Below are 24,118 nucleotides of genomic sequence, written 5' to 3'. Positions count from 1 at the left end.
GCCCGTCCGTGACCCGCGTCGACGGATTGCTGGGTGCTGCCCCTCCCGACGCCCCTCTAGAATGGCGACCATGTCCACCATCTCCCGTGACGAGGTCGCGCGCGTCGCCGCGCTGGCCCGCATCGACCTGCGACCCGAGGAGCTGGACCGGCTCTCGGGTGAGCTCGACGTCATCGTCGACGCCATCGCGAAGGTCAGCGAGGTCGCCACGCCTGACGTCCCCGCGACGAGCCACCCGCTTCCGCTCACCAACGTCTTCCGTGACGACGTCCCTGTGCCGGCCCTGCCGGTCGCGGACGTCCTCGCGGGTGCGCCGTCGGCCGAGGACGGTCGTTTCGCCGTCCCGCAGATCCTCGGGGAGGACTGATGACCGACGACCTGACCCGGATCTCCGCCGCGGAGCTCGCCACGCGCCTCGGCGCCGGCGACGTGAGCAGTGTCGAGGCCACGCAGGCGCACCTCGACCGGATCGGTGCCGTCGACGGCGCCGTCCACGCCTTCCTCCACGTGAGCGCCGACGACGCGCTCCAGACCGCACGCGACGTCGACCAGCGGCGCGCTGCCGGCGAAGAGCTGCACCCGCTCGCGGGCGTCCCGATCGCCGTCAAGGACGTCGTCGTGACGAAGGGGATGCCGACCACGGCCGGCTCGCGAATCCTCGAGGGCTGGGTGCCTCCGTACGACGCGACGATCGTCGAGCGGCTCCGTGCGGCGCGACTGCCGATCCTCGGCAAGACCAACATGGACGAGTTCGCGATGGGCTCCTCGACGGAGCACTCCGCCTACGGGAACACCCGCAACCCGTGGGACCTCGACCGGATCCCCGGCGGCTCGGGCGGTGGCTCCGCCGCCGCGGTGGCCGCGTTCGAGGCGCCGCTCGCGATCGGGACCGACACCGGTGGCTCGATCCGCCAGCCGGGTGCCGTCACCGGGACCGTGGGCGTGAAGCCCACGTACGGAGGTGTCTCGCGGTACGGGCTCATCGCGATGGCGTCGTCGCTCGACCAGGCCGGTCCGGTCACGCGCACCGTCCTGGATTCGGCGCTGCTCCACGAGCTCATCGGCGGGCACGACCCGCGCGACTCGACGTCGATCCGCGAGAAGACCCCGGCGCTCGTCGAGGCGGCCCGGCAGGGCGCGACGGGCGACCTGAGCGGCGTGCGCGTCGGCGTCGTCACCGAGCTGAGCGGCGACGGGTACCAGGCGGGCGTGAGCGCCCGCTTCGAGGAGTCCCTCGACCTGCTCCGGGGCTTGGGTGCGGAGGTCGTCGAGGTCTCCTGCCCGCACTTCGAGTACGCGCTGGGCGCCTACTACCTGATCATGCCGAGCGAGGCGTCGAGCAACCTGGCCAAGTTCGACGGCATGCGGTTCGGCCTGCGCGTCGAGCCGGAGGAGGGCACCGTGACCGCCGAGCGCGTCATGGCGGCGACCCGCGGTGCCGGCTTCGGCGACGAGGTGAAGCGACGCATCATCCTGGGCACCTACGCGCTGTCCGCGGGCTACTACGACGCGTACTACGGGAGCGCGCAGAAGGTCCGCACACTCATCCAGCGGGACTTCGACGCCGCGTTCGGGCAGGCGGACGTCCTCGTCTCGCCGACCGCTCCCACGACGGCGTTCCGGTTCGGGGAGAAGCTCGACGACCCGCTCGCGATGTACCTGAACGACGTGGCGACGATCCCCGCGAACCTCGCCGGCGTGCCGGGCATGTCCGTGCCTGCCGGGCTGTCGGACGACGGCCTCCCGGTGGGCTTCCAGGTCCTCGCCCCGGCGAAGGCCGACGACCGCATGTACCGCGTGGGCGCGGCGCTCGAGGCCGCGCTGCACGGGACGTGGGGCGGCTCGCTGCTCGACCGCGCGCCCGCGCTACCTACCGCCACCGCCGAGCAGGAGGGCTGAGCAGATGACCGCCACGACCGTCGAGCTGGTCGACTACGCCGACGCCACGCGCCGCTACGACCCCGTCATCGGGATCGAGGTGCACGTCGAGCTCGGCACGCTGACCAAGATGTTCTGCGCGGCAGAGGTGAGCTTCGGCGCCGAGCCGAACACGCAGGTGACGCCTGTCTCGCTCGGGCTCCCGGGCGCGCTGCCGGTCGTCAACGGCAAGGCCGTCGAGTACGCGATCCGCATCGGGCTCGCGCTCAACTGCCAGATCGCCGAGACGTGCCGCTTCGCGCGGAAGAACTACTTCTACCCGGACGTGCCGAAGAACTTCCAGACCTCGCAGTACGACGAGCCGATCGCCCACGACGGGTGGATCGACGTCGAGCTCGAGGACGGCACCGTGTTCCGCGTCGAGATCGAGCGCGCGCACATGGAGGAGGACGCGGGCAAGAACACGCACGTCGGCGGCGCCACCGGCCGGATCCACGGGGCGGAGTACTCGCTCGTCGACTACAACCGCGCCGGGATCCCGCTCGTGGAGATCGTCACGCGCCCGATCACGGGCGCGGGGGACCGGGCACCGGAGGTCGCGCGCGCGTACGTCCAGACGCTGCGCGACATCTTCCGAGCGCTCGACGTCTCGGAGGCCCGCATGGAGCGCGGCAACGTCCGCGCGGACGTCAACCTGTCGCTGCGACCGACCCCGGAGTCGCCGCTCGGCACGCGGACCGAGACGAAGAACGTCAACTCCTTCCGCTCGGTCGAGCGCGCGGTGCGCTACGAGGTCTCGCGGCAGGCCGCGGTGCTCGACGCCGGCGGGACCGTGATCCAGGAGACCCGGCACTGGCACGAGGACACCGGCGTCACGACGTCGGGCCGCGTGAAGTCGGACGCCGAGGACTACCGCTACTTCCCGGAGCCCGACCTGGTCCCGGTCGCCCCGCCGCGCGAGTGGATCGAGGAGATCCGCGCGGGTCTGCCCGAGCTTCCCGTGGCGCGCCGTCGGCGTCTGCAGGGGGAGTGGGGCTACGCGGACGCCGAGATGCGCGACGTCGTCAACGCGGGGGCGATCGACCTCATCGAGGCGACCGTGGTCGCGGGGACGAGCGCGTCCGGCGCCCGCAAGTGGTGGATGGGTGAGCTCGCGCGCCGCGCGAAGCAGGACGACGTCGAGCTCGCAGCGCTCCCGGTCACGCCGGCCCAGATCGCCGAGCTCCAGGCCCTCGTCGACTCGGGGCGCATCAACGACAAGCTCGCGCGCCAGGTGCTGGAGGGTGTCCTCGCGGGCGAGGGGGATCCCGAGCAGGTCGTCGTGGCCCGTGGCCTCGAGGTCGTGTCGGACGACGGTGCGCTCCTCGCGGCGATCGACGACGCCCTGGCCGCGCAGCCCGACATCGTCGAGAAGGTCCGGGGCGGCAACCTCGGGCCGGTCGGCGCGATCATCGGGGCGGTCATGAAGGCGACGCGCGGCCAGGCGGACGCCGGGCGCGTGCGCGAGCTCGTGCTCGAGCGGATCGGGTGATCTCGTGACCAGGGGGCCCGTGCTGCTCGGCGAGATGATGCGGCTACGGCCCATCGAGGGGCGCGACGCCGACCGCATGTGGGAGTCGCTGCAAGACCCGGAGTCGAACCGGCTCACGGGGACGACGGCGACGTTCACGCGCGCGCAGATCGACGAGTGGTCGGCGACGATCAGCGACCGCGACGGACGGTACGACTGGGCGATCACGTCAGGTGCCGTGCGCGACGGGCACCAGGTGAGCGACGAGATGATCGGCGAGATCGTCCTCAACGACATCGACGACCACGCGCGCTCGGCCAACCTGCGCCTCGCTCTGCTGCCGAACTACCGTGGCCGCGGCTACGGGCGGGAGGCGATCTTCGAGGTCCTGCGGTTCGCGTTCGACGGCACGACCGACGTCGACGGCGTCCGGCACGACGGTCCGCACCTGCACCGGGTGAGCCTCGACGTCCTGAGCATCAACCCTCGTGCGCGCATGCTGTACGAGTCGCTCGGCTTCCGCGAGGAGGGTCGTCTGCGTGACGTCTACCGCGACGGCGACGGCTGGGCCGACGCGACGGTCATGAGCATCCTCGAGGACGAGTTCCGGGTGGGCCTCGGCTCCGCCTGACCACTCGGACGTCGTCGACGCGAGGCCCCGGGCCCGGCAGCACCCGCTGCCGGGCCCGTCGTCGTCTCTGGGGCCGCGAAAGCAGGGCTCGCGGACGTGCCGAACCCCGGGTTGTGCACCCCTCCCGTGCCCTTGTGGCGCACAACCCGGGGTTCGGCGGGAGCGGCGCCGAGCAACCCGGGGTTCGGCACGTGCCGGCCGCGACGTGTCGGGGCGTGCACGATCGCCGCGGGCGCGTCAGTCTGGTTGACACGTCACAACGGCACGGCGTACATTCATTGAGCGGAAACAAACTTCCGCAGTATGGATAGTTACCTCGAGTTCCGACTGGCGAAGAGGACGGCGATGACGCTGGACGAGTTCAACCGGTTGTCCGCGCAGGACGCGCGGGACGCGCTGCTGGCCTGCGCGCACGTCGAGCGGTGGGCGGACGCGGTCACGGCCGGTCGCCCGTACGCGACCGTCGCGGACGCCGTCGACGCCGCCGCCACCGTCGCGGACCCGTGGACCGACGCGGAGATCGACGCCGCGCTCAGCCGCCACCCGCGCATCGGCGAGCGGGCGGACGGCGAGCAGGCCGACGCGCGCATGTCGCGCAGCGAGCAGTCCGGCGTCGACGCGAGCGACGACGACGTCGTCCGTCGCCTCGCCAACGGCAACCGCGCTTACGAGGAGAAGTTCGGCCACGTCTTTCTCATCCGCGCGGCCGGGCGCAGCGCCGAGGAGATCCTCGAGCAGCTCACGGAGCGCATGGGCAACGACGCGCAGACCGAGCGGGCGAATGCCGCGCGCAACCTGCGCGAGATCGCCGCACTGCGGCTGGAAGGGGTGCTGTCCGCATGAGCGCGCACGCCAGCCACATCACCACGCACGTACTCGACGCGGCCAGCGGTAGGCCCGCCGAGGGGATCGACGTCCGCCTGGAGGCGGCTCCGGAGATCGCGGACAGGACGACGGGGCAGGGCTGGTCCCTGGTGGCGTCCTCCCGCACGAACGACGACGGTCGGGTGCCCGAGCTCGGGCCCGAGACCCTCGTCCCCGGCACGTACCGGCTCGTGTTCGACACGGGCTCGTACTTCGACCGGCAGAACACCGTGTCCTTCTACCCGGAGGTCGTCATCGTCTTCCGGGTGGCGAGCGCCGAGCAGCACTACCACGTCCCCGTCCTGCTCAGCCCGTTCGCCTACTCGACCTATCGAGGGAGCTGACATGACCGAGACCCTGAGCAGCACCGGGGCCGCCCAGCAGACGACGGGCGCGACCGGCGCCATCGTGCTCGGCGACAACCAGTGGGGCAAGGCGGAGGTGCGCCTCGTGCGCGTCGACCGCTCCACCCCGCGCCACCGCATCACCGACGTGAACGTCTCCTCGCAGCTGCGCGGCGGGCAGGAGGCGACGCACTACGAGGGCGACAACTCGCGCTGCGTCGCGACCGACACGCAGAAGAACACGGTCTACGCGTTCGCGCGGGACGGCGTCGGCGCGATCGAGGACTTCGCGATCCGCCTCGGCGCGCACTTCGTCGAGGACTTCGACTGGATCGAGGGCGGCCGCTGGGAGATCGAGCAGTACTCCTGGGAGCGTATCGAGACCGCCGACGGCGAGCACGACCACGCGTTCGTCCGGAACAACCAGGAGACCCGCACGACGGTCGTCCAGCGCGACGGCGACGAGGTCTTCGTCGTCTCCGGGCTCACGGACCTCGTCGTGCTGAAGTCGACGGGATCGGAGTTCCACGGCTTCCCGCGGGACCGCTACACGACGCTCGTCGAGACCGACGACCGCATCCTCGCGACGTCGGTCACGTCGCGCTGGCGGTACACGACGACGGACCTCGACTTCGACGCGGTGTACGCGAAGGTGCGCGCGATCCAGCTCGAGGCGTTCGCGACGACGCACTCCCTCGCGCTGCAGCAGACCCTGTTCGCGATGGGCAAGGCCGTGCTCGAGGCGGTGCCGGAGATCGCCGAGATCAAGTTCTCGATGCCCAACAAGCACCACTTCCTCGTGGACCTCGGGCCGTTCGGCCTCGACAACCCGAACGAGGTCTTCTACGCGGCCGACCGCCCGTACGGGCTCATCGAGGCGACCGTCCAGCGTGAGGGCGCGGCTCCCGAGCCGCGCGCCTGGGCGACCGTCGCCGGGTTCTGCTGAGCAGACGGCGCCGACGAGCATGACGACGCGACGCGCCCCGACGGACCGCGGGACCACCGCGGCCCGGCGGGGCGCGCCGCCGGGCCGCCTGCCCCTCCGGTGGTCAGGCCGTCGTCGTGATGAGCTCGCGCGTGAGCTCGGCAGCCACGCGGTGCAGCACGGGGACGGCACGCTCGCCGAACTCGTACGTCACGCGGGCGGCCGGCCCGGAGACGGACAGCGCGGTGGGCGTCGGGGCGGCCGGCACGGCCACGGCGAAGCAACGCACGCCGAGCTCCTGCTCCCCGTCGTCGATCGCGTACCCGCGCTCGCGCGTGCGGTCGAGCTCCTTGAGGAGGTCGTCGACGTCGGTGATCGACTGGTCCGTCGCGGGCGGCATGCCCACGCGGGCGACGATCTCGCGGACCGTCTGGTCGGGGAGCTGGGCGAGCACGGCCTTGCCGACGCCCGTGCAGTGCGTGAAGACGCGCCGTCCGACCTCCGTGAACATCCGCATCGAGTGCCGGGACGACGCCTGCGCGACGTACACCGCCATGTCGCGGTCGATCATCGCGAGGTTCGCCGACTCGCCGAGCTCCTCCGCGAGACGCTCGAGGTACGGACGCGCGCCGGCGCCGAGCTGGCGGCCCGCGGACTCCCCGAGCCGGATGAGGCGAGGGCCGAGCGTGTAGCGGCGAGACGGCGTCTGGCGGACGTACCCCTGCGCGAGCAGCGTGCGCAGGAGGCGGTGGATCGTCGGCAGCGGAAGGCCCGCGTGCTGCGCGAGCTCGCTCAGCCCCGACTCGCCGCCGAAGTCCGCGAGCAGCTCGAGCAGCTCGATCGCCCGGTCGACGGACTGCACGCCACCTGCCGGCTTCGCCGCGGGGCTCTCGGCCATCACCATCTCCTGTCCACCAGGCCGTGCCCGACGACGGGCGGCCACCTTGACCGAAAGAGAGCGGTTCGCCCGCCCTCGCTTCCGCATCACGGAAGATACGCCTCAGCATACGAGAAGAAGGAACGACCATGACGTCCGAAACGCAGCCCGCCCCGACGACGACCGCCACACACGTCGCGACGAGCCCGAGCTACTCCATCACCCTGCGCGTCGAGGCCCCGGGCGGGCACCGCACCGCGAGCGACCTCGTCGCGGCGGTCAGTGCGACCGGCGCCGCGATCACGGGCGTGGACGTCTCCGAGTCCGGTGCGGACGTCCTCGTCGTCGACATCACCGCCGACACGGTGGACGCCGCGCACGTCGAGCAGATCCGCGACGCGCTGGGCGCGCTCGACGGCATCACCGTGCGCCACGTGAGCGACGCGACGTTCCTCATGCACCTCGGGGGCAAGCTCGAGGTCAACCCCAAGGTCCCGCTGCGCCACCGCGCCGACCTCGCCCGGGCGTACACCCCCGGCGTCGCGCGCGTGTGCCTCGCCATCGCGGAGCGACCCGAGGACGCGCGCCGCCTCACCATCAAGCGCAACACCGTCGCGGTCGTCACCGACGGCACCGCGGTCCTCGGCCTCGGCGACATCGGCCCCGCGGCGGCGCTGCCCGTGATGGAGGGCAAGGCCGCGCTGTTCAAGCAGTTCGCGGGCGTCGACGCGTGGCCCGTGTGCCTCGACACGACCGACACCGAGGAGATCATCCGCACGGTCAAGGCGATCGCGCCGGTCTACGGCGGCATCAACCTCGAGGACATCTCGGCGCCGCGGTGCTTCGAGATCGAGCGCCGCCTGCGCGACGAGCTCGACATCCCCGTGTTCCACGACGACCAGCACGGCACGGCGATCGTCGTCCTCGCGGCGCTGACCAACGCGCTGCGCGTGGTCGGGAAGTCGATCGAGGACGTGCGGATCGTCGTGTCGGGCGTGGGCGCGGCGGGGTCGGCCATCATCAACCTCCTGCAGGGCCAGGGCGCACGCCACGTCGTGGCGTTCGACCGCAAGGGCGCGCTCCACCCGGGCAACGCGGGCGACGACGAGAACCGTCGCCACCTCGCCGCGACGACGAACGCCGACGGGTTCACCGGGACCCTGCGCGAGGGCCTCGCCGGAGCGGACGTGTTCGTGGGCGTCTCGGGGCCGAACATCCTCACGGGGGACGACATCGCGACGATGGCCGACGACGCGATCGTGTTCGCGCTCGCCAACCCGACCCCCGAGGTGGACCCGATCGCGGCCGCGCAGCACGCGACCGTCGTCGCGACGGGGCGCAGCGACTTCCCGAACCAGATCAACAACGTGCTCGCGTTCCCGGGACTGTTCCGCGGGCTGCTCGACGCCGGGGCCCGCGAGATCACCGACGAGATGCTGCGCGTCGCGGCGGTCGCGATCGCCGACGCGGTCGAGCCCGCCGAGCTCAGCGCGAGCTACATCGTGCCGAGCGTGTTCGAGCCCGCGGTCGCGACGTCCGTCGCCCGGGCCGTCGCCGAGGTCGCGGAGCGTGACCGGGCGGGCCAGGCTCAGGGGAGCGCCCCGTCGGGCCGCGCCGCCGGGACCCCGGCAGCGCGGTCCTGACAGCGACCACGCACGTCGCGCCGACAGCATCCCGCAGAGAGGACACACCATGACCACCACCACGGCAGTCTCCGTCCACGGCCCCGCCGTCGAGCGCGCGGACGAGATCCTCACGCCCGAGGCCCTCGCGTTCGTCGCGGACCTCCAGCGCCGGTTCGGCGGACGCCGCGACGAGCTCCTCGCCGCCCGCGCCGTGCGGCGCGAGGAGGTCTCCCGCACCGGACGGCTGGATTTCCTGCCCGGGACGGCCGACGTCCGCTCCTCGGAGTGGACCGTCGCCGGCGCGCCCGCGGACCTGGTCGACCGGCGCGTCGAGATCACCGGTCCGCCGACCCCGAAGATGGCGATCAACGCCCTCAACTCGGGGGCGAAGGTCTGGCTCGCGGACCTCGAGGACGCTTCCACGCCGCACTGGGCCAGCGTCGTCGGGGGACAGGTCGCGCTGCACGACGCGACCCGGCGCACGCTCGCCTTCACGTCGCCCGAGGGCAAGCAGTACGCGCTGCGCCCGGAGACCGACGACGCCCCGCTCGCCGTGATGGTCGTCCGCCCGCGCGGCTGGCACTTCGATGAGGTGCACGTGCAGGTGGACGGCGCACCCGCCGTCGGCGCCCTGGTCGACTTCGGCCTGCACTTCTTCCACAACGCGACAGAGCTCCTCGCGCGGGGGTCGGGCCCGTACTACTACCTGCCCAAGATGGAGTCGCACCTCGAGGCGCGGCTGTGGAACGACGTCTTCACGGCCGCGCAGGAGGCTCTCGGCGTCCCGCACGGGACGATCCGCGCCACGGTGCTCATCGAGACGATCCCCGCGGCCTTCGAGATGGACGAGATCCTCTACGAGCTGCGCGACCACGCGTCGGGGCTCAACGCAGGCCGCTGGGACTACCTGTTCTCCGTCATCAAGTACTTCCGCGACTCGGGGTCGTCGTTCACGCTGCCCGACCGCGGCGCGATCACCATGACGGCGCCCTTCATGCGCGCGTACACCGAGCTGCTCGTCTCGACGTGCCACCGGCGCGGCGCGTTCGCGATGGGCGGCATGGCCGCCGTCATCCCGAACCGCCGCGAGCCCGAGGTCACCGCGCAGGCGTTCGACAAGGTGCGCGCCGACAAGCAGCGCGAGGCGGGCGACGGCTTCGACGGTTCGTGGGTCGCGCACCCGGACCTCGTGCCGGTCTGCCGCGAGGTCTTCGACGACGTGCTCGGCGACCGCCCGAACCAGCTCGACCGGCAGCGGCCTGACGTCCACGTGACGGCGGACCAGCTCCTCGACGTGTCCTCCGCGCAGGGCGACATCACGAAGACCGGGCTGCGCAATAACCTCTACGTGTCGGTCGCGTACGTCGCGGCGTGGCTCGCGGGCAACGGGGCGGTCGCGATCCACAACCTCATGGAGGACGCCGCCACGGCCGAGATCTCGCGGTCGCAGGTGTGGCAGTGGGTGCGCTCGGGCGCGACGTTCACCGCCGGCGAGGGCGCCGGGACGCCGATCACGGCCGACCTCGTCCGCACGCTCCTGGGCGAGGAGACCGCCCGCCTGCGGGCCGACGTCGGGCCCGAGGCCTACGACGCCGGCCCGTACGAGCAGGCCCGGACCCTCGTCGAGGGCATCGCCCTGGACGACCACTACGTCGACTTCCTCACGCTGCCCGCATATGACGCGGTCGTCGCGGCGGAGTCGTCGGACGGGGCGTCCTGATGCCCGCGGGATTCTCCGAGGGCGACGTCGACGCCCTGCACGCGACGCTCGACGGCCTGCTGGGGTCCTGGGACGCGGAGCTCGAGGCGCGCTACCCGGGTGACGACGGCTCGCGACAGCCCGTGCACACCGTCTACGTCCCGGGCCACCGGTACACCGCCGGCCTCGCGCGCGAGTGGGCCGCGGAGGCCCGCTCGGCCGTCGAGGCGGCGGGCGGGGTCAGTCGGCTCGTCGACGTGCTCGGCATCGAGGACCCCGCGCTCGCCGCGGCGGTCACCGAGCGCGTGACGGCCAAGCTCGCCGTGGAGGCGATCGAGGACCTGCGCATCGACTTCGAGGACGGGTTCGGCGACCAGGGCGACGCGGCCGAGGACGCCGCCGTGGTCGCGGCCGCGCGGGCGCTCGCCGGGGCGGAGGTGCACGGCACGTCGACGCCGTTCAGCGGCATCCGCATCAAGTGCCTCGAGGCGGCGACGCGACGGCGCGGGGTGCGCACGGCGGCCCTGTTCGTCGCCGAGCTCGTCGCCGAGCGCGCGGCGCGCGGGCTCGCGGGGCTGCCCGAGGGGTTCGTCGTCACCCTCGCCAAGGTGACGTCGCCCGAGCAGGTCGTCGCGATGGCGCGCGTGTGCGAGCGGATCGAGGACGCGAACGGGCTCGAGCCCGGGAGCCTGCGGTTCGAGGTCCAGATCGAGACGCCGCAGGCGATCCTCGCGGCAGACGGCTCCGCGACGGTCGCGCGGCTCGTGCACGCGGCCCCGGGCCGGGTGACGAGCCTGCACTACGGCACGTACGACTACTCGGCGTCGCTCGGGATCGCGGCCGCCTACCAGTCGATGGAGCACCCGGCGGCCGACCACGCGAAGCAGGTCATGCAGCTCGCGGTCGCCGGGACGGGCGTACGCCTGTCGGACGGCTCGACGAACGTGCTGCCCGTCGGCGACGCCGTGGCCGTCGACGCCGCGTGGCGCCTGCACGGGCGGCTCGTGCGGCGCTCGCTCGAGCGCGGCTACTACCAGGGCTGGGACCTGCACCCGGCCCAGCTCCCGAGCCGGTTCGCCGCGACCTACGCGTTCTACCGGGAGGGTGCCGCGGCGGCGCTCGCGCGCCTCGCGGCCTACGTGGGCTTCGTGCCCGACGCCGGCGGCGTGCTCGACGAGCCCGCCACCGCCAAGGCCATGGCCTGGTTCCTCGGGCGCGGCGTCGACTGCGGCGCGCTCACGGAGGCCGAGGTCCGGACCGCGACGGGGCTGGACCGCGACGGCCTGGACCGTGTCCGCGTCACGGGCCACGCCCCGCAGCCGGTCGAGGGCTGACGCACACGCCACACCACCGGTACACCCCGCACCCGTGCGGCCGGCCCTGCCGGCCACGATCCCGAGGAGAGAGACATGACCCAGACCACCCGCTACTACACCCCGCAGGGTGGCCTGCCCGGCCAGACCGAGCTGCTCACCGACCGTGCCATCGTCACCGAGGCCTACACGGTGATCCCGCGCGGCGTGCTGCGCGACATCGTGACGAGCAAGCTCCCGGGCTGGGAGTCCACGCGGCTGTGGGTGCTCGCGCGGCCCATCGAGGGCTTCGCGACGACGTTCGCGCAGTACGTCATGGAGGTCGCGCCGGGCGGGGGTGCCGACCAGGGCGAGGACGAGGAGACGGTGCAGTCGGTCGTCTTCGTCACCGCGGGCACGCTCGTCCTGACGCTCGACGGCACCGAGCACGTGCTCGAGCCGGGCGGCTACGCCTACCTGGCGGCGGGGGAGCGGTGGGGGCTGCACAACCGGTCGGACGCCACGGCGTCGTTCCAGTGGGTGCGCAAGGTGTACGAGCCGATCGCCGGGCACCGGGCGACGTCATTCGTCACGCGCGAGCAGGACGTCGCGCCGCGCGAGATGCCCGACACCGACGGCGCGTGGGCGACGACGCGGTTCGTCGACCCCGAGGACCTCGCGCACGACATGCACGTCAACATCGTGACGTTCCAGCCGGGCGGGTCGATCCCGTTCGCGGAGACGCACATCATGGAGCACGGGCTGTACGTGCTCGAGGGCAAGGCCGTCTACCGCCTCAACGGCGACTGGGTCGAGGTCCAGGAGGGCGACTTCATGTGGCTGCGGGCGTTCTGCCCGCAGGCCTGCTACGCGGGCGGACCGAAGCCGTTCCGGTACCTGCTGTACAAGGACGTCAACCGGCAGGTCCGCCTCGACCGCCGCTGACCGCACAGGTCGCCACGGTGGATCGGGGCCGGTTCCGCGCATAGAGCCGGGCCCGACGCGCATCGGCGACACCTTGAGAAGCGTCAGCGGCGAAGCCTCGCACGGTCTACCCGCGACGAAAGACGGGCGAAACGACAAGGCGACGCGGCGGTGGTCGCAATCGGGCGGGTGCCGAAAATGCACTTGTCGTCTCACGGGAACCGGGAGCATTGCCCTTTGGCGCAGAGGGATCGGAAAGTTTCACCCGTGGGCCGCGGGGTGAATTTCGCTCGGCTTCAGGGACTTGGGGTTTCGCGGCGTGTCAAACTCCTGGTCTCGAATCTCTTGTCTCACTCATGGAGTCACCGTGACCGCCTCCCGCTTCAATCCTCCGCCGAACTGGCCCGCACCCCCGGCTGGCTGGACTCCCCCTGCCGACTGGAGGCCGGATCCGTCATGGGGGCCCGCACCGCACGGCTGGCAGTTCTGGGTGGAGAACCCGAGTGGTGGAGCAAGCGCGGCCGATCCGCCAGTAGCGTCGACCGCGTCGTCGCATTCCGACGCGAGCGCTGAGGCGCCGGCGAAAACGTCCTGGGTTGGGCGCCACAAGATCCTGACCGGAGTTGGCGGGTTGGCGGCGATCATTGTCGCCATCGCGGCCTTCAGCGGCGGGAACGGTACTGACCCGAAGCCCACTTCCGCCGCCTCCGCGGCCGTTGTCGCGCAGGACGAGTCGGAGGCCGAGCAGAACGCCAAGGAGCTCGCCGCTGAAGAGCAGGCAGAAGCGGAGCGTCTGGCCGCGGAGGAGGCGGAGGCCGCAGCGCAGGAAGAAGAGGAGCGGAAGGCCGAGGAGCAGCGCGTAGCTGAGGAAGCGGCTGCTGCCGAGGCGGCTGCTGCGGAGGCGGCCCGGATTGGGAGCGTTGCACAGCAGAACGCATATCGGTCGGGGGTCAACTACCTCGATGTCATGCCCTTCTCCCGGTCCGGCCTCGTCAACCAGCTCGAGTTCGAGGGATTCAGCACGGCAGACGCTGAATATGGTATCGCTCGCCTGGAGGCTGAGGGCGGTGTCGACTGGAACGCCCAGGCCGCTGCGAGTGCGGCAAACTACCTCGACCTCATGTCCTTCTCGCGATCTGGGCTCGTCGATCAGCTTGTCTTCGAGGGCTATACGCCCGAACAGGCCGAGCACGGAGAGAGCTCGACCGGTCTGTAGCCTCGCTTGTCCTGACATCCGGACGACGGCCGCTTCCGCACTCGGTGCGGGAGCGGCCGTCGTCTGTTCTTGACTCGGGTGTTGACGGGCGGACGGACGGACGCCTACACTTCCATGTAGCAGAAGAAAAGTTCCGCAGAATGGAAGTCGCAGCGAGGCGGCACTGCGGGGCCCGACCCCGGGAGACGACGATGACCACCGCGACCGACCCGACGTACACCGTCAACTGCTCGATCCTGCTCACGCACCTCCCGCTACTCGATCGGCTGGCCGCCGCTGCCGCCGCGGGGTTCCGCGGGATCGAGCTGTGGTGGCCCTTCGCGACACCCACACCCGGGCCGGACGAGGTCGGCGCGCTCGTCGACGCGATCGAGAGCGCGGGGGTCCAGCTGACGGGCCTCAACTTCGACGCCGGGAACATGCCCGGCGGCGACCGCGGCCTCGTGTCTTGGCCCGCGCGCTCGGCGGACCTGAGAGCCAACCTCGACGTGGTCACGGCGATCGGCGAGCGCACGGGCTGCCGTGCGTTCAACGCGCTCTACGGCAACCGCCAGGAGGGCGTCTCGCCCGAGGAGCAGGACGAGCTCGGCGCCGAGAACCTCGCGCTCGCGGCGCGGGCTGTGGCCCGCATCGGCGGCACGGTGCTCGTCGAACCCGTGAGCGGCGCGCCCGCCTACCCGCTGAAGACCGCGGCGGACGCGGTGCGCGTCGTCGACCGGGTGGCGTCCGACCACGGCGAGACGAACGTCGGCCTGCTGTTCGACGTCTACCACCTGTCGGTCAACGGCGACGACGTCGACGCGGCGCTCTCGACCTACCGCGACCGCATCGCCCACGTGCAGGTCGCCGACGCGCCCGGCCGCGGCGAGCCCGGGACGGGCGACCTCCCGATCGACCGCTGGACCAAGGAACTGCGCGCCGGCGGTTACGACGGCTGGATCGGTCTCGAGTACAAGACCGACGCCGCCGACCCGTTCGCCTGGCTGCCGATCGCCGAGCGCTGACGCCCTCGGCCGACCGCAGCAGCCAGCGCGCCCGGCACCCACCGACCTTCCCGCACGCAAGGAGCACGACATGACGAAGCAGAGCATCGCCTTCATCGGCCTCGGCATCATGGGCAGCCCCATGGCCGTCCACCTGCAGGAAGCCGGGCACCAGGTCGCGGGCTACAACCGCAGCCCCGAGAAGACCGCGCCGCTCGTCGCGGCGGGTGGCACCGCCGCCGCCTCGATCGCCGACGCCGTGAAGTCCGCCGACGTCGTCGCCGTCATGGTCCCCGACTCACCGGACGTCGAGCAGGTCCTCACCGGCGAGGGCGGCGTCCTCGACAACGCCCAGCCGGGCACGCTCGTCATCGACTTCTCGTCGATCCGCCCCGACGTCACGGTCCGTCTCGCCGAGGCCGCCCGTGAGCGCGGCCTGCGCTACCTCGACGCCCCGGTGTCCGGCGGCGAGGCGGGCGCGAAGAACGCCGCGCTGTCGATCATGGTCGGCGGTGACGCGGCCGACTTCGAGGCCGCGCGGCCGGTCTTCGACGCCGTCGGCAAGACCGTCGTCCATGTCGGCCCGACCGGATCCGGCCAGACCGTCAAGGCTGCGAACCAGCTGATCGTCGCCGCCAACATCCAGGCGCTCGCCGAGGCGGTCGCCTTCCTCGAGGCCTACGGGGTCGACCTGCCCAGCGCTCTCGAGGTGCTCGGCGGCGGGCTCGCCGGGTCGAAGGTCCTCGACCAGAAGAAGCAGAACATGATCGACAAGTCCTTCACCCCGGGCTTCCGCATCGCACTGCACCACAAGGACCTCGGGATCGTCACGGCCGCCGCGCGCGAGCAGGGTGTCGTCGTGCCGCTCGGCGCGCTCGTCGCACAGCTCATGGGGTCGGCCCTCGCCAACGGCGACGGCGACCTCGACCACTCGGGCCTCCTCCGCGGCGTCGAGCGTCTCTCCGGACGCCTCGACTCCTGACCCACACCGCTGAGTGCGGGGGATTTGTCGTCCGGATCGTCGTTCGACGACAAATACCCAGCACTCAGTGGAACCCGACGACGAAGTCACCTCCAGCAAAGGAGAGAACCATGCCTCGTATGCGCGCGGTCGACGCCGCCGTGGCGATCCTCGAGATCGAGGGCGCCACGCAGGCCTTCGGCCTCCCCGGCGCCGCCATCAACCCCTTCTACTCGGCGATGCAGCGCCACGGCGGCATCCGCCACGTCCTCGCCCGTCACGTCGAGGGCGCCTCTCACATGGCCGACGGGTACTCCCGCGCCCGGGAGGGCAACATCGGCATCTGCATCGGGACCTCGGGTCCCGCGGGCACCGACATGATCACCGGGCTCTACGCCGCGTGGGCCGACTCCGTGCCGATCCTGTGCATCACGGGCCAGGCGCCGGTCGCCAAGCTCGACAAGGAGGACTTCCAGGCGGTCGACATCGCGAGCATCGCGAAGCCCGTGACGAAGTTCGCCAAGACCGTCCTCGAGGCCGGCCAGGTGCCGCAGGTCTTTCAGCAGGCGTTCCAGACGATGCGCTCGGGCCGTCCGGGTCCGGTGCTCATCGACCTGCCGATCGACGTGCAGCTGGCGGAGATCGAGTTCGACCCCGCCACGTACGCGCCGCTGCCGGTGAACAAGCCCGCCGCGACGCGGGCCCAGGCCGAGCGCGCGATCGAGATGCTCCTCGCGGCCGAGCGCCCGGTGCTCATCGCCGGCGGTGGCATCGTCAACGCCGGCGGTGAGGCGCTCCTCGTCGAGCTGGCCGAGACGCTGGGCGTGCCCGTCATCTCGACGCTCATGGGCTGGGGCGTCATCGGCGACGACCACCCGCTGGCCGCCGGGATGGCCGGGCTCCAGACGTCGCAGCGGTACGGCAACGCGAACCTCCTCGCGTCGGACTTCGTGCTCGGCATCGGCAACCGGTGGGCGAACCGCCACACGGGGGCCGTCGACGTCTACCGCGACGGGCGCACGTTCGTCCACGTGGACATCGAGCCGACGCAGATCGGCCGGGTCTTCGCCCCGGACCTCGGCATCGTCTCCGACGCGAAGGCCGCGCTCGAGCTGTTCGTCGACGTGGCGCGCGAGCGCACGGCGGCCGGCACGGCGCGCGACTACTCCACCTGGGTGCAGCAGGTCCAGCACAACAAGGCGACGCTGCAGCGCAAGACGCACTTCACCGAGATCCCCATCAAGCCGCAGCGCGTGTACGAGGAGATGAACAAGTCCTTCGGCCGCGACACGCGGTACGTCACCACGATCGGCCTGTCGCAGATCGCCGGCGCGCAGTTCCTCCACGTGTACGAGTCGCGGCACTGGATCAACGCGGGCCAGGCGGGCCCCCTGGGCTGGACCGGTCCCGCCGCGCTCGGCGTCGTGCAGGCGCTCGCCGACGACCCGGCCGAGAAGGTCGTCGCGCTATCGGGCGACTACGACTTCCAGTTCATGATCGAGGAGCTCGCGGTCGGCGCGCAGTTCAACCTGCCGTACGTGCACGTCGTCGTGAACAACTCCTACCTGGGCCTGATCCGTCAGGCGCAGCGGGCGTTCGACATGGACTACCACGTGCAGCTCTCCTTCGAGAACGTCAACTCCCCGGAGATCGGCGGCTACGGCGTCGACCACGTCAAGGTGGCCGAGGGCCTGGGCTGCAAGGCGATCCGCGTCACCGACCCGGACGAGCTCGGCGAGGCGTTCGCCAAGGCGCAGGGGCTCGCGGAGGAGTACAAGGTGCCGGTGGTGGTCGAGGTGATCCTCGAGCGCGTCACCAACATCGCCATGGGTGCCGCGGGGATCGACGCCGTGAACGAGTTCGAGGCGCTCGCGATCTCCGCGGACGACGCGCCGACGGCGTCGGCCCTGCTGGACTGAGCGACGGGCCACGAGTGAGGGAGAGTGGTGCGATGAGCACGGGTGAAGAGACCGGCAGGGGAGCGACGGCGGCCGACCGCGTCCCGGACCTCCTCGTGCGCGGCGAGCGCGTGCTCGTCGCGTCGGGGGAGCAGCCGCGCGAGGTGGCCGTGACCGACGGCGTCATCACGGCGATCGAGCCGCTCGGCGCCGGGCTGGAAGGGCGCCGGGTCGTCGAGCTGACCGCGGACCAGGTGCTGATCCCCGGGCTCGTCGACACGCACGTCCACGTCAACGAGCCGGGCCGCACCGAGTGGGAGGGGTTCGCGTCCGCGACGCGGGCCGCTGCTGCGGGCGGCGTGACGACGATCGTCGACATGCCGCTCAACTCGATCCCGCCGACGGTCGACGTGGCGGCGCTCGAGCTCAAGCAGAAGGTCGCGCACGACCAGGCCTTCGTCGACGTCGGGTTCTGGGGCGGCGCGGTGCCCGGGAACGGCGCCGAGCTGCGTCCGCTGTGGGACGCCGGCGTGTTCGGCTTCAAGTGCTTCCTGCTGCACTCGGGCGTCGAGGAGTTCGGCTACCTCGAGCCCGACGAGCTCGAGGAGGACCTGCGGCTCCTCGCCGACTTCGACGGCCTCATGCTCGTCCACGCCGAGGACTCGCGCGCGATCGACCGCGCGCCCAAGCCCCACGGCGACCACTACGACGTCTTCCTCGCGTCGCGTCCCCGCGGCGCCGAGAACGTCGCGATCGCCGCGGTCATCGAGGCAGCGCGCTGGACCGGTGCCCGGGCGCACGTGCTGCACCTGTCGAGCTCGGACGCGCTGCCGATGATCCGCAGCGCGAAGCGCGAGGGGGTCCGGCTCACGGTCGAGACGTGCCCGCACTACCTGGCGCTCGCGGCCGAGGAGATCCCCGACGGCGCGACGCAGTTCAAGTGCTGCCCGCCCATCCGGGAGATCGACAACCGTGAGCTGCTGTGGGAGGGCCTCGTCGACGGCACGATCGACTCCATCGTCTCGGACCACTCGCCGAGCACCCTCGACCTCAAGGAGCTCGAGACGGGCGACTTCGGGACGGCGTGGGGCGGGGTGTCCTCGCTGCAGCTCGGGCTCGCCATCGTGTGGACCGAGGCGCGCACTCGCGGCATCCCCTTCGCGCGCGTCGTCGAGTGGATGTCGGGCCGGCCCGCCGATATCGCCGGGCTGCGCCGCAAGGGCGAGATCGCCCTCGGCCGGGACGGAGACCTCGCGATCGTCGAGCCGGACACCGCGTTCGTCGTCGACCCGACGCGCCTGCACCACAAGAACCCCATCACCCCGTACGCGGACCGCGCGCTGTCGGGGGCCGTCGTCGCGACGTACCTGCGGGGCGAGGAGATCACCTTCGACCGCCCGACCGGCCGGCTCCTCGCGCGCGGCGACGCCTGAGCGTCCGCCCGCGGCACGAACGCGCGCTCGCAGGTGCGCACGGAGGCGGCGCGGCCCCGCTGGTGGGGGTCGCGCCGCGTCCGTGTCCGACGGTCTGCGAGCGGGCGTGCCGCGGGGTCAGCCCTCGGCGAGGATCTCGTCGAGCTGCTCGTAGCCCTCGCGGATCCCGACCTCCATGCCGCTCGCGACGAAGCCGTCGCGGCCCTCGAACGAGTCGACCAGCGACGTCGCCGTGAGGCGGCAGCGACCGCCCGGGAGGTCCTCGAACTGGAGACGGTCGAGCGAGACGCCCTCGGGGAACCCCTCGTAGGTGAACGTCTGGACGATGAGCTGGTTCGGGCGCACCTCGTGGACGCTCCCGAAGAACGCGTACTCGTTCCCGTCGGGGTCGACCTGCACGTAGCGGTACGCGCCGCCCGTGCGCACGTCCCAGTGCTCGTTGCGCTGGGTGAGGTAGCGCGGGCCGTTCCAGCGGGCGAACACCTCCGGGTCGAGGTGGGCCTGGAAGACCTTCGCCGCGGGCGCGTCGAACTCGCGCACGATGCGGACCATGGGGAGGTCCTTCGGGACGACGATCTCGGTCTCGTGGGTGCCGGTGGTGGTCATGGTGCAGCTCCTGTCGTGGGTTCGTTCTCGGGCCCGCCCGCCGGTGGTGGGAGGTCGGGCAGGTCGCGCAGCACGTCGTCGAGGCGGCGGTAGCGGTCCTCGGCCTCGCGCCGGTAGCGCTCGATCCACTTCGTCATGAGGTCGAAGACCTCCGCCTCGAGGTGCACGGGGGCGCGCCGGGCGTCCGTCGTGCGGGTCACCAGGCCGGAGTCCTCGAGCACCCGCAGGTGCTTGGACACCGCCTGGACGGACATGTCGTACGGCTGGGCCAGCTCGCCGACGCTGGCGTCGCCCGACGCGAGCCGGGCCACCATGTCGCGGCGCGTGGGGTCGGCGAGCGCCGAGAACACGCGCGAGAGCGGGTCTGCCGTCACGGGACCTCCTCCGTCGGAGCGGAAAAGGGCCGCTCGCCTCGTACCTGATTCTCAACTACCTGGTTGATGACGACGCTACGCCGCGTCGCAAGACATGTCAACCCTTTGGTTGATAAAAGGTCAGCCGCGACGGCCACGCTCGAAGTCGTCCAGCGACACCTTCCGCTCCTCGGCGTGGTCGACGATGCGCTCCGGGTACCCCACGGGCTGCTCGGCGAGCCTCCAGGGCTCGTGGACCGCCCGGCCCTCGACGCCGCGCAGCTCCGGCACCCAGCGGCGTACGTACGCCCCGTCGGGGTCGAACTTCTTCGACTGCGTCACCGGGTTGAAGATGCGGAAGTAGGGCGCCGCGTCGCGTCCCGTGCCGGCGACCCACTGCCAGTTGAGCTGGTTCTGCGACACGTCGCCGTCGGCGAGGTGCGCCATGAAGTGGGCCGCGCCGCGCTGCCAGCGCACGTGCAGGTCCTTGACGAGGAACGAGGCGACGACCATGCGCACGCGGTTGTGCATCCAGCCCTCGCCGAGCAGCTGGCGCATCCCGGCGTCGACGAGGGGATACCCGGTGCGGCCCGCAGCCCAGGCGGCGAGGAACCGGTCCTCCTCCGCGCCCGTCGCCCACGCGTCGTCGGGCACGACGTCCCGCAGCGACCGGTGCGCCGCGCCGGGCTGGTGGAACAGGACGTCGGCGTGGAACTCGCGCCAGGCGAGCTCGGAGCGGTAGATGAGCGCGTCGTCGGAGATGTCGGCGCCGTCGTGGCGAGCCTCGTGCACAGCGTCGCGCACGTCGGCGAGCAGCGTGCGCGGATGGAGCTCGCCCCACTTGAGCGGGATCGACATGCCCGACGTCGCGGGCCGGTCCGGGCGGTCGCGCTCGCGCGCGTACCCGGCGAGGTGGTCCTCGAGGAACGCGTGCCAGCGGTCGCGCGCCGCGGCCTCGCCCGCCGGTGGGAGGTCGGCGTCCGTGCCGGGATCCTCCGGCAGGCCGTCCGATCGCAGCTCCGCCCACGGGACCCCGCTCGGCGCCGCGACGGGGTCGCGCCAGCCGTGCTCGACCCACGCGTCGCGGAACGGCGTGAACACCTGGAACGGGCTGCCCTGCCGGGTCAGCACCCGGCCGGGCGCCACGGCGTACGGCGAGCCGGTGCGCACGAGGCGCGCCCCGACGTCGGGCAGTGCGGCCTCGACCGCTGCGTCGCGGGCCACCCCGTACGGCTCGAACGACGCGGCGACGTGCACCTCGTCGGCCTCGGCCTCGTGCGCGACCGCCGGGACGACGTCGCGCGGGTCGCCGCGGCGCACGACGAGCCGACCGCCGGTCGCCTCGTCGAGCGTGGCCAGGCTGCGGGCGAGGTACGACAGCCGAGGGCTGCCGGCCACGTCCCGCAGGCGCGGGTCGAGGACGTACAGCGCGACGACCTCGCCGTCGTCCCGGCGGGCGGCGTCGGCGGCCGCGACGAGGGCAGGGTTGTCGGCCAGCCGCAGGTCGCGGCGGCACCACCAGATCGACGGCACTCGCGAGACCATCCGGCCACGCTAACGGTCGCCGGTCGCGCTCGCCGGTGGGAGCATCGCAAGCATGGACAGGGGCGGTCGGGACGACGGAGACCAGGGGCGCGACGACGACGCTGCGCGCCGCCTCGAGCGCGAGGCCGTGACCGAACCGGACGCGGGTGCGCCACCCTTCGGTGCAGGCACGGCCGCCGGAGTCGCGGCGACGGACTCGGGTGTCGGGCCCGCGGCCGGGCACATCGAGGGCGACCACGCGTTCTTCGGGCAGCCGCGAGGCCTGGCGACCCTGTTCACCACCGAGCTGTGGGAGCGGTTCAGCTATTACGGGATGCGCGCCATCCTGCTCTTCTACCTCACGGACACGATCGCCGACGGCGGTCTCGGGCTCGACGAGACCACAGGCCTGGCGCTCGTGTCGATCTACGGGACGAGCGTCTACCTGCTGTCGGTCGTCGGGGGCTGGCTCGCCGACCGGGTCATCGGGTCCCGGCGGTCCGTCCTGTACGGCGGGATCATCATCGCCGCGGGGCACGTGAGCCTGACGGTCCCCGGTGTCGGGTTCTCGATGGTCGGTATCGCCCTCGTCGCGCTCGGCACGGGCCTGCTCAAGCCGAACGTCTCGTCGATGGTCGGCGAGCTCTACGCGCGCGACGACCCGCGCCGCGACTCGGCGTTCTCGATCTTCTACATGGGCATCAACATCGGGTCGTTCGTCGCGCCGTTCCTCGTCGGCGCCGCGCGAGCCTGGGGCGGGTACCACGCCGGGTTCGCGGTCGCCGCGGTCGGCATGGCGGTCGCGCTCGTCTTCTTCGTCGCAGGCCGCCGCTACCTGGGCGAGGCGGGCGCGCACGTGCCGAACCCGATCCGCTCGGAGGAGCGTTCGAAGATCGTGCGGCTCTTCGCGATCATCGCGGCAGGCGTGATGGTCGTGGGGCTGATCGCCGTCGTCGTCTCCGGCGGGTTCGGGATCTCGACGTTCATCGACACGATGTCCTACCTCGCGTTCCTCGCGCCGATCGCGTACTTCGTGGTCATGTACCGCTCCCCGAAGGTCACCGACGCCGAGCGGCCGCGCGTGATCGCGTACATCCCCCTGTTCGTGGCGGCGATGCTGTTCTGGATGATCTTCGAGCAGGCCGCCACGACCCTGTCGGCGTTCGCCAAGGACCGCACCGAGCTGAGCATCTTCGGCATCGGGATCAGCCCGGAGTTCTTCCAGTCCGTGAACCCGCTCTCGATCATCGTGCTCGCCCCGGTGTTCGCGTGGATCTGGCTGAAGTCCGGGGACCGTCCGGCGACGGCGAACAAGTTCGCGATCGGTCTCACGCTCGCGTCGGTGTCGTTCCTCTTCCTCGCGGTCGCGTCGGCGGTCGTGGGGGACGGCAAGGCCCCGGCGTGGGTGCTCGTGCTCGTCTACGTGATCCAGACGCTCGGCGAGCTGTGCCTGTCGCCCGTCGGCCTCGCCGCGACCACACTGCTCGCACCGCGCGCCTTCCGCTCGCAGGCCATGGCGCTGTGGTTCCTCGCGCCGGCGGCGGGCCAGGCGATCACGGCGCAGCTCGTGCAGGTCACGGAGGGTGCGTCGGACACCGCGTACTTCGGTGGGATCGGTGCGGTCGCGCTCGTGTTCGCGCTCGCGCTGTTCGCGCTCGCGCCGTGGGTCACGCGGCACATCCGGCACGCCGACGAGCTCGAGGGGGCCCACACCGCGGGCGCCTGACGGCGGACCGTCCACGTCGTGCGTGAGCCGCCGACCCACGACGCGCGTTCAGCGGAGCCAGGGCGACCGGCTCACGACAGGCAGCGCTGCCCAGCGGCGGCCGAGGCCCCACGTGTCGCCCGCGAGGGTCGTGGCGAGCACGCCGAGGAGCAGGATCACGACGACGTGCTGGTCGACGAGTGGGTTGTTCGACCCGGCGGCGACGGGCCATGTCGAGAGCCAGAGCATCGCGAACAGGAGGCCGCCGCACACGGCCGCGGCCCGGACCGCGGTCCCGAGCAGCAGCGCCAGGCCCGTTCCGAGCAGGCCCAGCATGAAGAGCCAGTCGGTCGCGGGTCCGGCCATCGTCGCGAAGGTGCCCGCGAGCGGGCCCTCGGCGCCGTGCTCGAGGTATCCCTGCGCCGGGGCGGCTCCCGCGAGCCACGCGCCCTCGGCGGGCGTCGCGTACCCGAGGCCGAACAGCTTGTCGGCGAACGGCCACAGGAACACGACGGCCGTCCCGAGCCGGGCGAGGGCGAGCGCTCGCCGGGCGGACACCCGGGTCACCACGTCCTCCTGGGGCACGAGCGCACGGGCCGGGCGCGGACCCGGTGAGTCGGGACGACGGCCCGACGCCGCGGCGTCGGGCACGTCTGCCGTGCGGTGCTGCGGTGCCCCGGTGGTGGACGTGTTCATACGAGCCCCCTCGATCGTGACGGCCCGGCGCCGTGCGCGTCGGGCGGCGGCGACGACCGACGAACGGCGTGCCGCGCCGGACCACCGTGGCACCGGGCGTGGCCCGGTTCAACCCTTACGTAACGTTTAAGCGGGGATCCCTCAGGGACGGGGATTCCCCGTACGTACCGGGAC

General features: G+C 72.1%; 21 protein-coding genes and 1 pseudogene. 17 read left to right on the top strand and 5 right to left on the bottom strand.

The features are described from left to right. Positions 1 to 70 precede the first annotated feature (70 nt). The 7 genes from gatC (at position 71) to pucL (ending at position 6,173) form a co-directional block, all read left to right on the top strand. Entirely contained in the window at positions 71 to 367 is a 297-nt protein-coding gene (gene gatC / locus AC4H2G_RS08785) for an Asp-tRNA(Asn)/Glu-tRNA(Gln) amidotransferase subunit GatC (RefSeq protein ID WP_494365365.1), read from the top strand. Then, positions 367 to 1,899 carry an Asp-tRNA(Asn)/Glu-tRNA(Gln) amidotransferase subunit GatA gene (gene gatA / locus AC4H2G_RS08780; RefSeq protein ID WP_494365364.1) on the top strand — a complete coding sequence of 511 codons (1,533 nt, stop codon included), beginning with the start codon at positions 367 to 369 and terminating at the stop codon, positions 1,897 to 1,899. The genes gatC and gatA overlap by 1 nt, the downstream gene beginning before the upstream one ends. A gap of 4 nt (positions 1,900 to 1,903) precedes the next feature. Continuing rightward, positions 1,904 to 3,409, top strand: a complete 1,506-nt coding sequence (gatB, locus tag AC4H2G_RS08775; RefSeq protein ID WP_494365363.1) for an Asp-tRNA(Asn)/Glu-tRNA(Gln) amidotransferase subunit GatB — start codon at positions 1,904 to 1,906, stop codon at positions 3,407 to 3,409. A 4-nt stretch (positions 3,410 to 3,413) separates the two neighbouring features. Continuing rightward, positions 3,414 to 4,019 (top strand): GNAT family N-acetyltransferase, encoded by a 606-nt coding sequence (locus tag AC4H2G_RS08770; protein WP_494365362.1) that lies wholly within the window; start codon positions 3,414 to 3,416, stop codon positions 4,017 to 4,019. Positions 4,020 to 4,364: 345 nt separating this feature from the next. Next, entirely contained in the window at positions 4,365 to 4,862 is a 498-nt protein-coding gene (gene uraD / locus AC4H2G_RS08765; RefSeq protein ID WP_494365361.1) for a 2-oxo-4-hydroxy-4-carboxy-5-ureidoimidazoline decarboxylase, read from the top strand. Continuing rightward, positions 4,859 to 5,227, top strand: coding sequence for a hydroxyisourate hydrolase (gene uraH / locus AC4H2G_RS08760; RefSeq protein WP_435736532.1), 369 nt, complete (start codon positions 4,859 to 4,861; stop codon positions 5,225 to 5,227). Before uraD ends, uraH begins: the two co-directional genes overlap by 4 nt. Before the next feature lies 1 nt (position 5,228). Then, on the top strand, positions 5,229 to 6,173 hold the full coding sequence (pucL, locus tag AC4H2G_RS08755; protein WP_494365360.1) for a factor-independent urate hydroxylase: 945 nt from the start codon (positions 5,229 to 5,231) through the stop codon (positions 6,171 to 6,173). A 103-nt stretch (positions 6,174 to 6,276) separates the two neighbouring features. Here pucL and AC4H2G_RS08750 read toward each other — a convergent pair whose 3' ends face one another. Further along, the gene (locus AC4H2G_RS08750) at positions 6,277 to 7,050 is read right to left on the bottom strand and encodes an IclR family transcriptional regulator (protein WP_494365359.1); all 774 of its coding nucleotides are present in this window, start codon (positions 7,048 to 7,050) and stop codon (positions 6,277 to 6,279) included. Between the two features lie 128 nt (positions 7,051 to 7,178). Between AC4H2G_RS08750 and AC4H2G_RS08745 the strand changes: the two genes are divergently transcribed. The 9 genes and pseudogenes from AC4H2G_RS08745 to allB all read left to right on the top strand — a co-directional run bounded on the left by AC4H2G_RS08745 (position 7,179) and on the right by allB (position 19,060). Continuing rightward, positions 7,179 to 8,672, top strand: a complete 1,494-nt coding sequence (locus AC4H2G_RS08745) for an NAD-dependent malic enzyme (protein ID WP_494365358.1) — start codon at positions 7,179 to 7,181, stop codon at positions 8,670 to 8,672. Between the two features lie 49 nt (positions 8,673 to 8,721). Continuing rightward, entirely contained in the window at positions 8,722 to 10,374 is a 1,653-nt protein-coding gene (gene aceB, locus AC4H2G_RS08740) for a malate synthase A (protein WP_494365357.1), read from the top strand. Beyond that, positions 10,374 to 11,687 carry a DUF6986 family protein gene (locus AC4H2G_RS08735; RefSeq protein ID WP_494365356.1) on the top strand — a complete coding sequence of 438 codons (1,314 nt, stop codon included), beginning with the start codon at positions 10,374 to 10,376 and terminating at the stop codon, positions 11,685 to 11,687. The genes aceB and AC4H2G_RS08735 overlap by 1 nt, the downstream gene beginning before the upstream one ends. Before the next feature lie 75 nt (positions 11,688 to 11,762). Then, positions 11,763 to 12,590 (top strand): bifunctional allantoicase/(S)-ureidoglycine aminohydrolase, encoded by an 828-nt coding sequence (locus tag AC4H2G_RS08730; RefSeq protein ID WP_494365355.1) that lies wholly within the window; start codon positions 11,763 to 11,765, stop codon positions 12,588 to 12,590. A 346-nt stretch (positions 12,591 to 12,936) separates the two neighbouring features. Beyond that, positions 12,937 to 13,785, top strand: coding sequence for an Ltp family lipoprotein (locus AC4H2G_RS08725; protein ID WP_494365354.1), 849 nt, complete (start codon positions 12,937 to 12,939; stop codon positions 13,783 to 13,785). Positions 13,786 to 13,976: 191 nt separating this feature from the next. Further along, the gene (locus AC4H2G_RS08720; protein WP_494365353.1) at positions 13,977 to 14,789 is read left to right on the top strand and encodes a hydroxypyruvate isomerase family protein; all 813 of its coding nucleotides are present in this window, start codon (positions 13,977 to 13,979) and stop codon (positions 14,787 to 14,789) included. Positions 14,790 to 14,856: 67 nt separating this feature from the next. Beyond that, positions 14,857 to 15,750 (top strand): annotated as a pseudogene (locus AC4H2G_RS08715) (2-hydroxy-3-oxopropionate reductase); the annotation flags it as partial. 110 nt (positions 15,751 to 15,860) lie between these two features. Continuing rightward, the gene (gene gcl, locus AC4H2G_RS08710; RefSeq protein WP_494365352.1) at positions 15,861 to 17,648 is read left to right on the top strand and encodes a glyoxylate carboligase; all 1,788 of its coding nucleotides are present in this window, start codon (positions 15,861 to 15,863) and stop codon (positions 17,646 to 17,648) included. 32 nt (positions 17,649 to 17,680) lie between these two features. Beyond that, on the top strand, positions 17,681 to 19,060 hold the full coding sequence (gene allB / locus AC4H2G_RS08705) for an allantoinase AllB (RefSeq protein ID WP_494365351.1): 1,380 nt from the start codon (positions 17,681 to 17,683) through the stop codon (positions 19,058 to 19,060). A gap of 117 nt (positions 19,061 to 19,177) precedes the next feature. On the opposite strand, the gene AC4H2G_RS08700 is transcribed toward allB, so the two are convergent. From AC4H2G_RS08700 to AC4H2G_RS08690, 3 genes are all read right to left on the bottom strand, one after another. Further along, positions 19,178 to 19,666, bottom strand: coding sequence for an SRPBCC family protein (locus tag AC4H2G_RS08700; protein WP_494365350.1), 489 nt, complete (start codon positions 19,664 to 19,666; stop codon positions 19,178 to 19,180). Continuing rightward, the gene (locus AC4H2G_RS08695) at positions 19,663 to 20,040 is read right to left on the bottom strand and encodes an ArsR/SmtB family transcription factor (protein WP_494365349.1); all 378 of its coding nucleotides are present in this window, start codon (positions 20,038 to 20,040) and stop codon (positions 19,663 to 19,665) included. Before AC4H2G_RS08695 ends, AC4H2G_RS08700 begins: the two co-directional genes overlap by 4 nt. Before the next feature lie 120 nt (positions 20,041 to 20,160). After that, positions 20,161 to 21,564: a cryptochrome/photolyase family protein gene (locus AC4H2G_RS08690; protein ID WP_494365348.1), complete on the bottom strand. Its 1,404-nt coding sequence runs from the start codon at positions 21,562 to 21,564 to the stop codon at positions 20,161 to 20,163. A 52-nt stretch (positions 21,565 to 21,616) separates the two neighbouring features. Here AC4H2G_RS08690 and AC4H2G_RS08685 point away from each other — a divergent pair, with 52 nt between their 5' ends. Next, entirely contained in the window at positions 21,617 to 23,269 is a 1,653-nt protein-coding gene (locus AC4H2G_RS08685; protein ID WP_494365347.1) for a peptide MFS transporter, read from the top strand. 48 nt (positions 23,270 to 23,317) lie between these two features. Here AC4H2G_RS08685 and AC4H2G_RS08680 read toward each other — a convergent pair whose 3' ends face one another. After that, positions 23,318 to 23,944 carry a DoxX family protein gene (locus AC4H2G_RS08680; protein WP_494365346.1) on the bottom strand — a complete coding sequence of 209 codons (627 nt, stop codon included), beginning with the start codon at positions 23,942 to 23,944 and terminating at the stop codon, positions 23,318 to 23,320. Positions 23,945 to 24,118: the final 174 nt, after the last annotated feature.

The sequence above is a fragment of the Cellulosimicrobium sp. BMG9.23 genome, assembly GCF_059159985.1.
The sequence above is the reverse complement of the archived record's forward strand: the minus strand, read 5'-3'. Positions and strand labels throughout refer to the sequence as shown.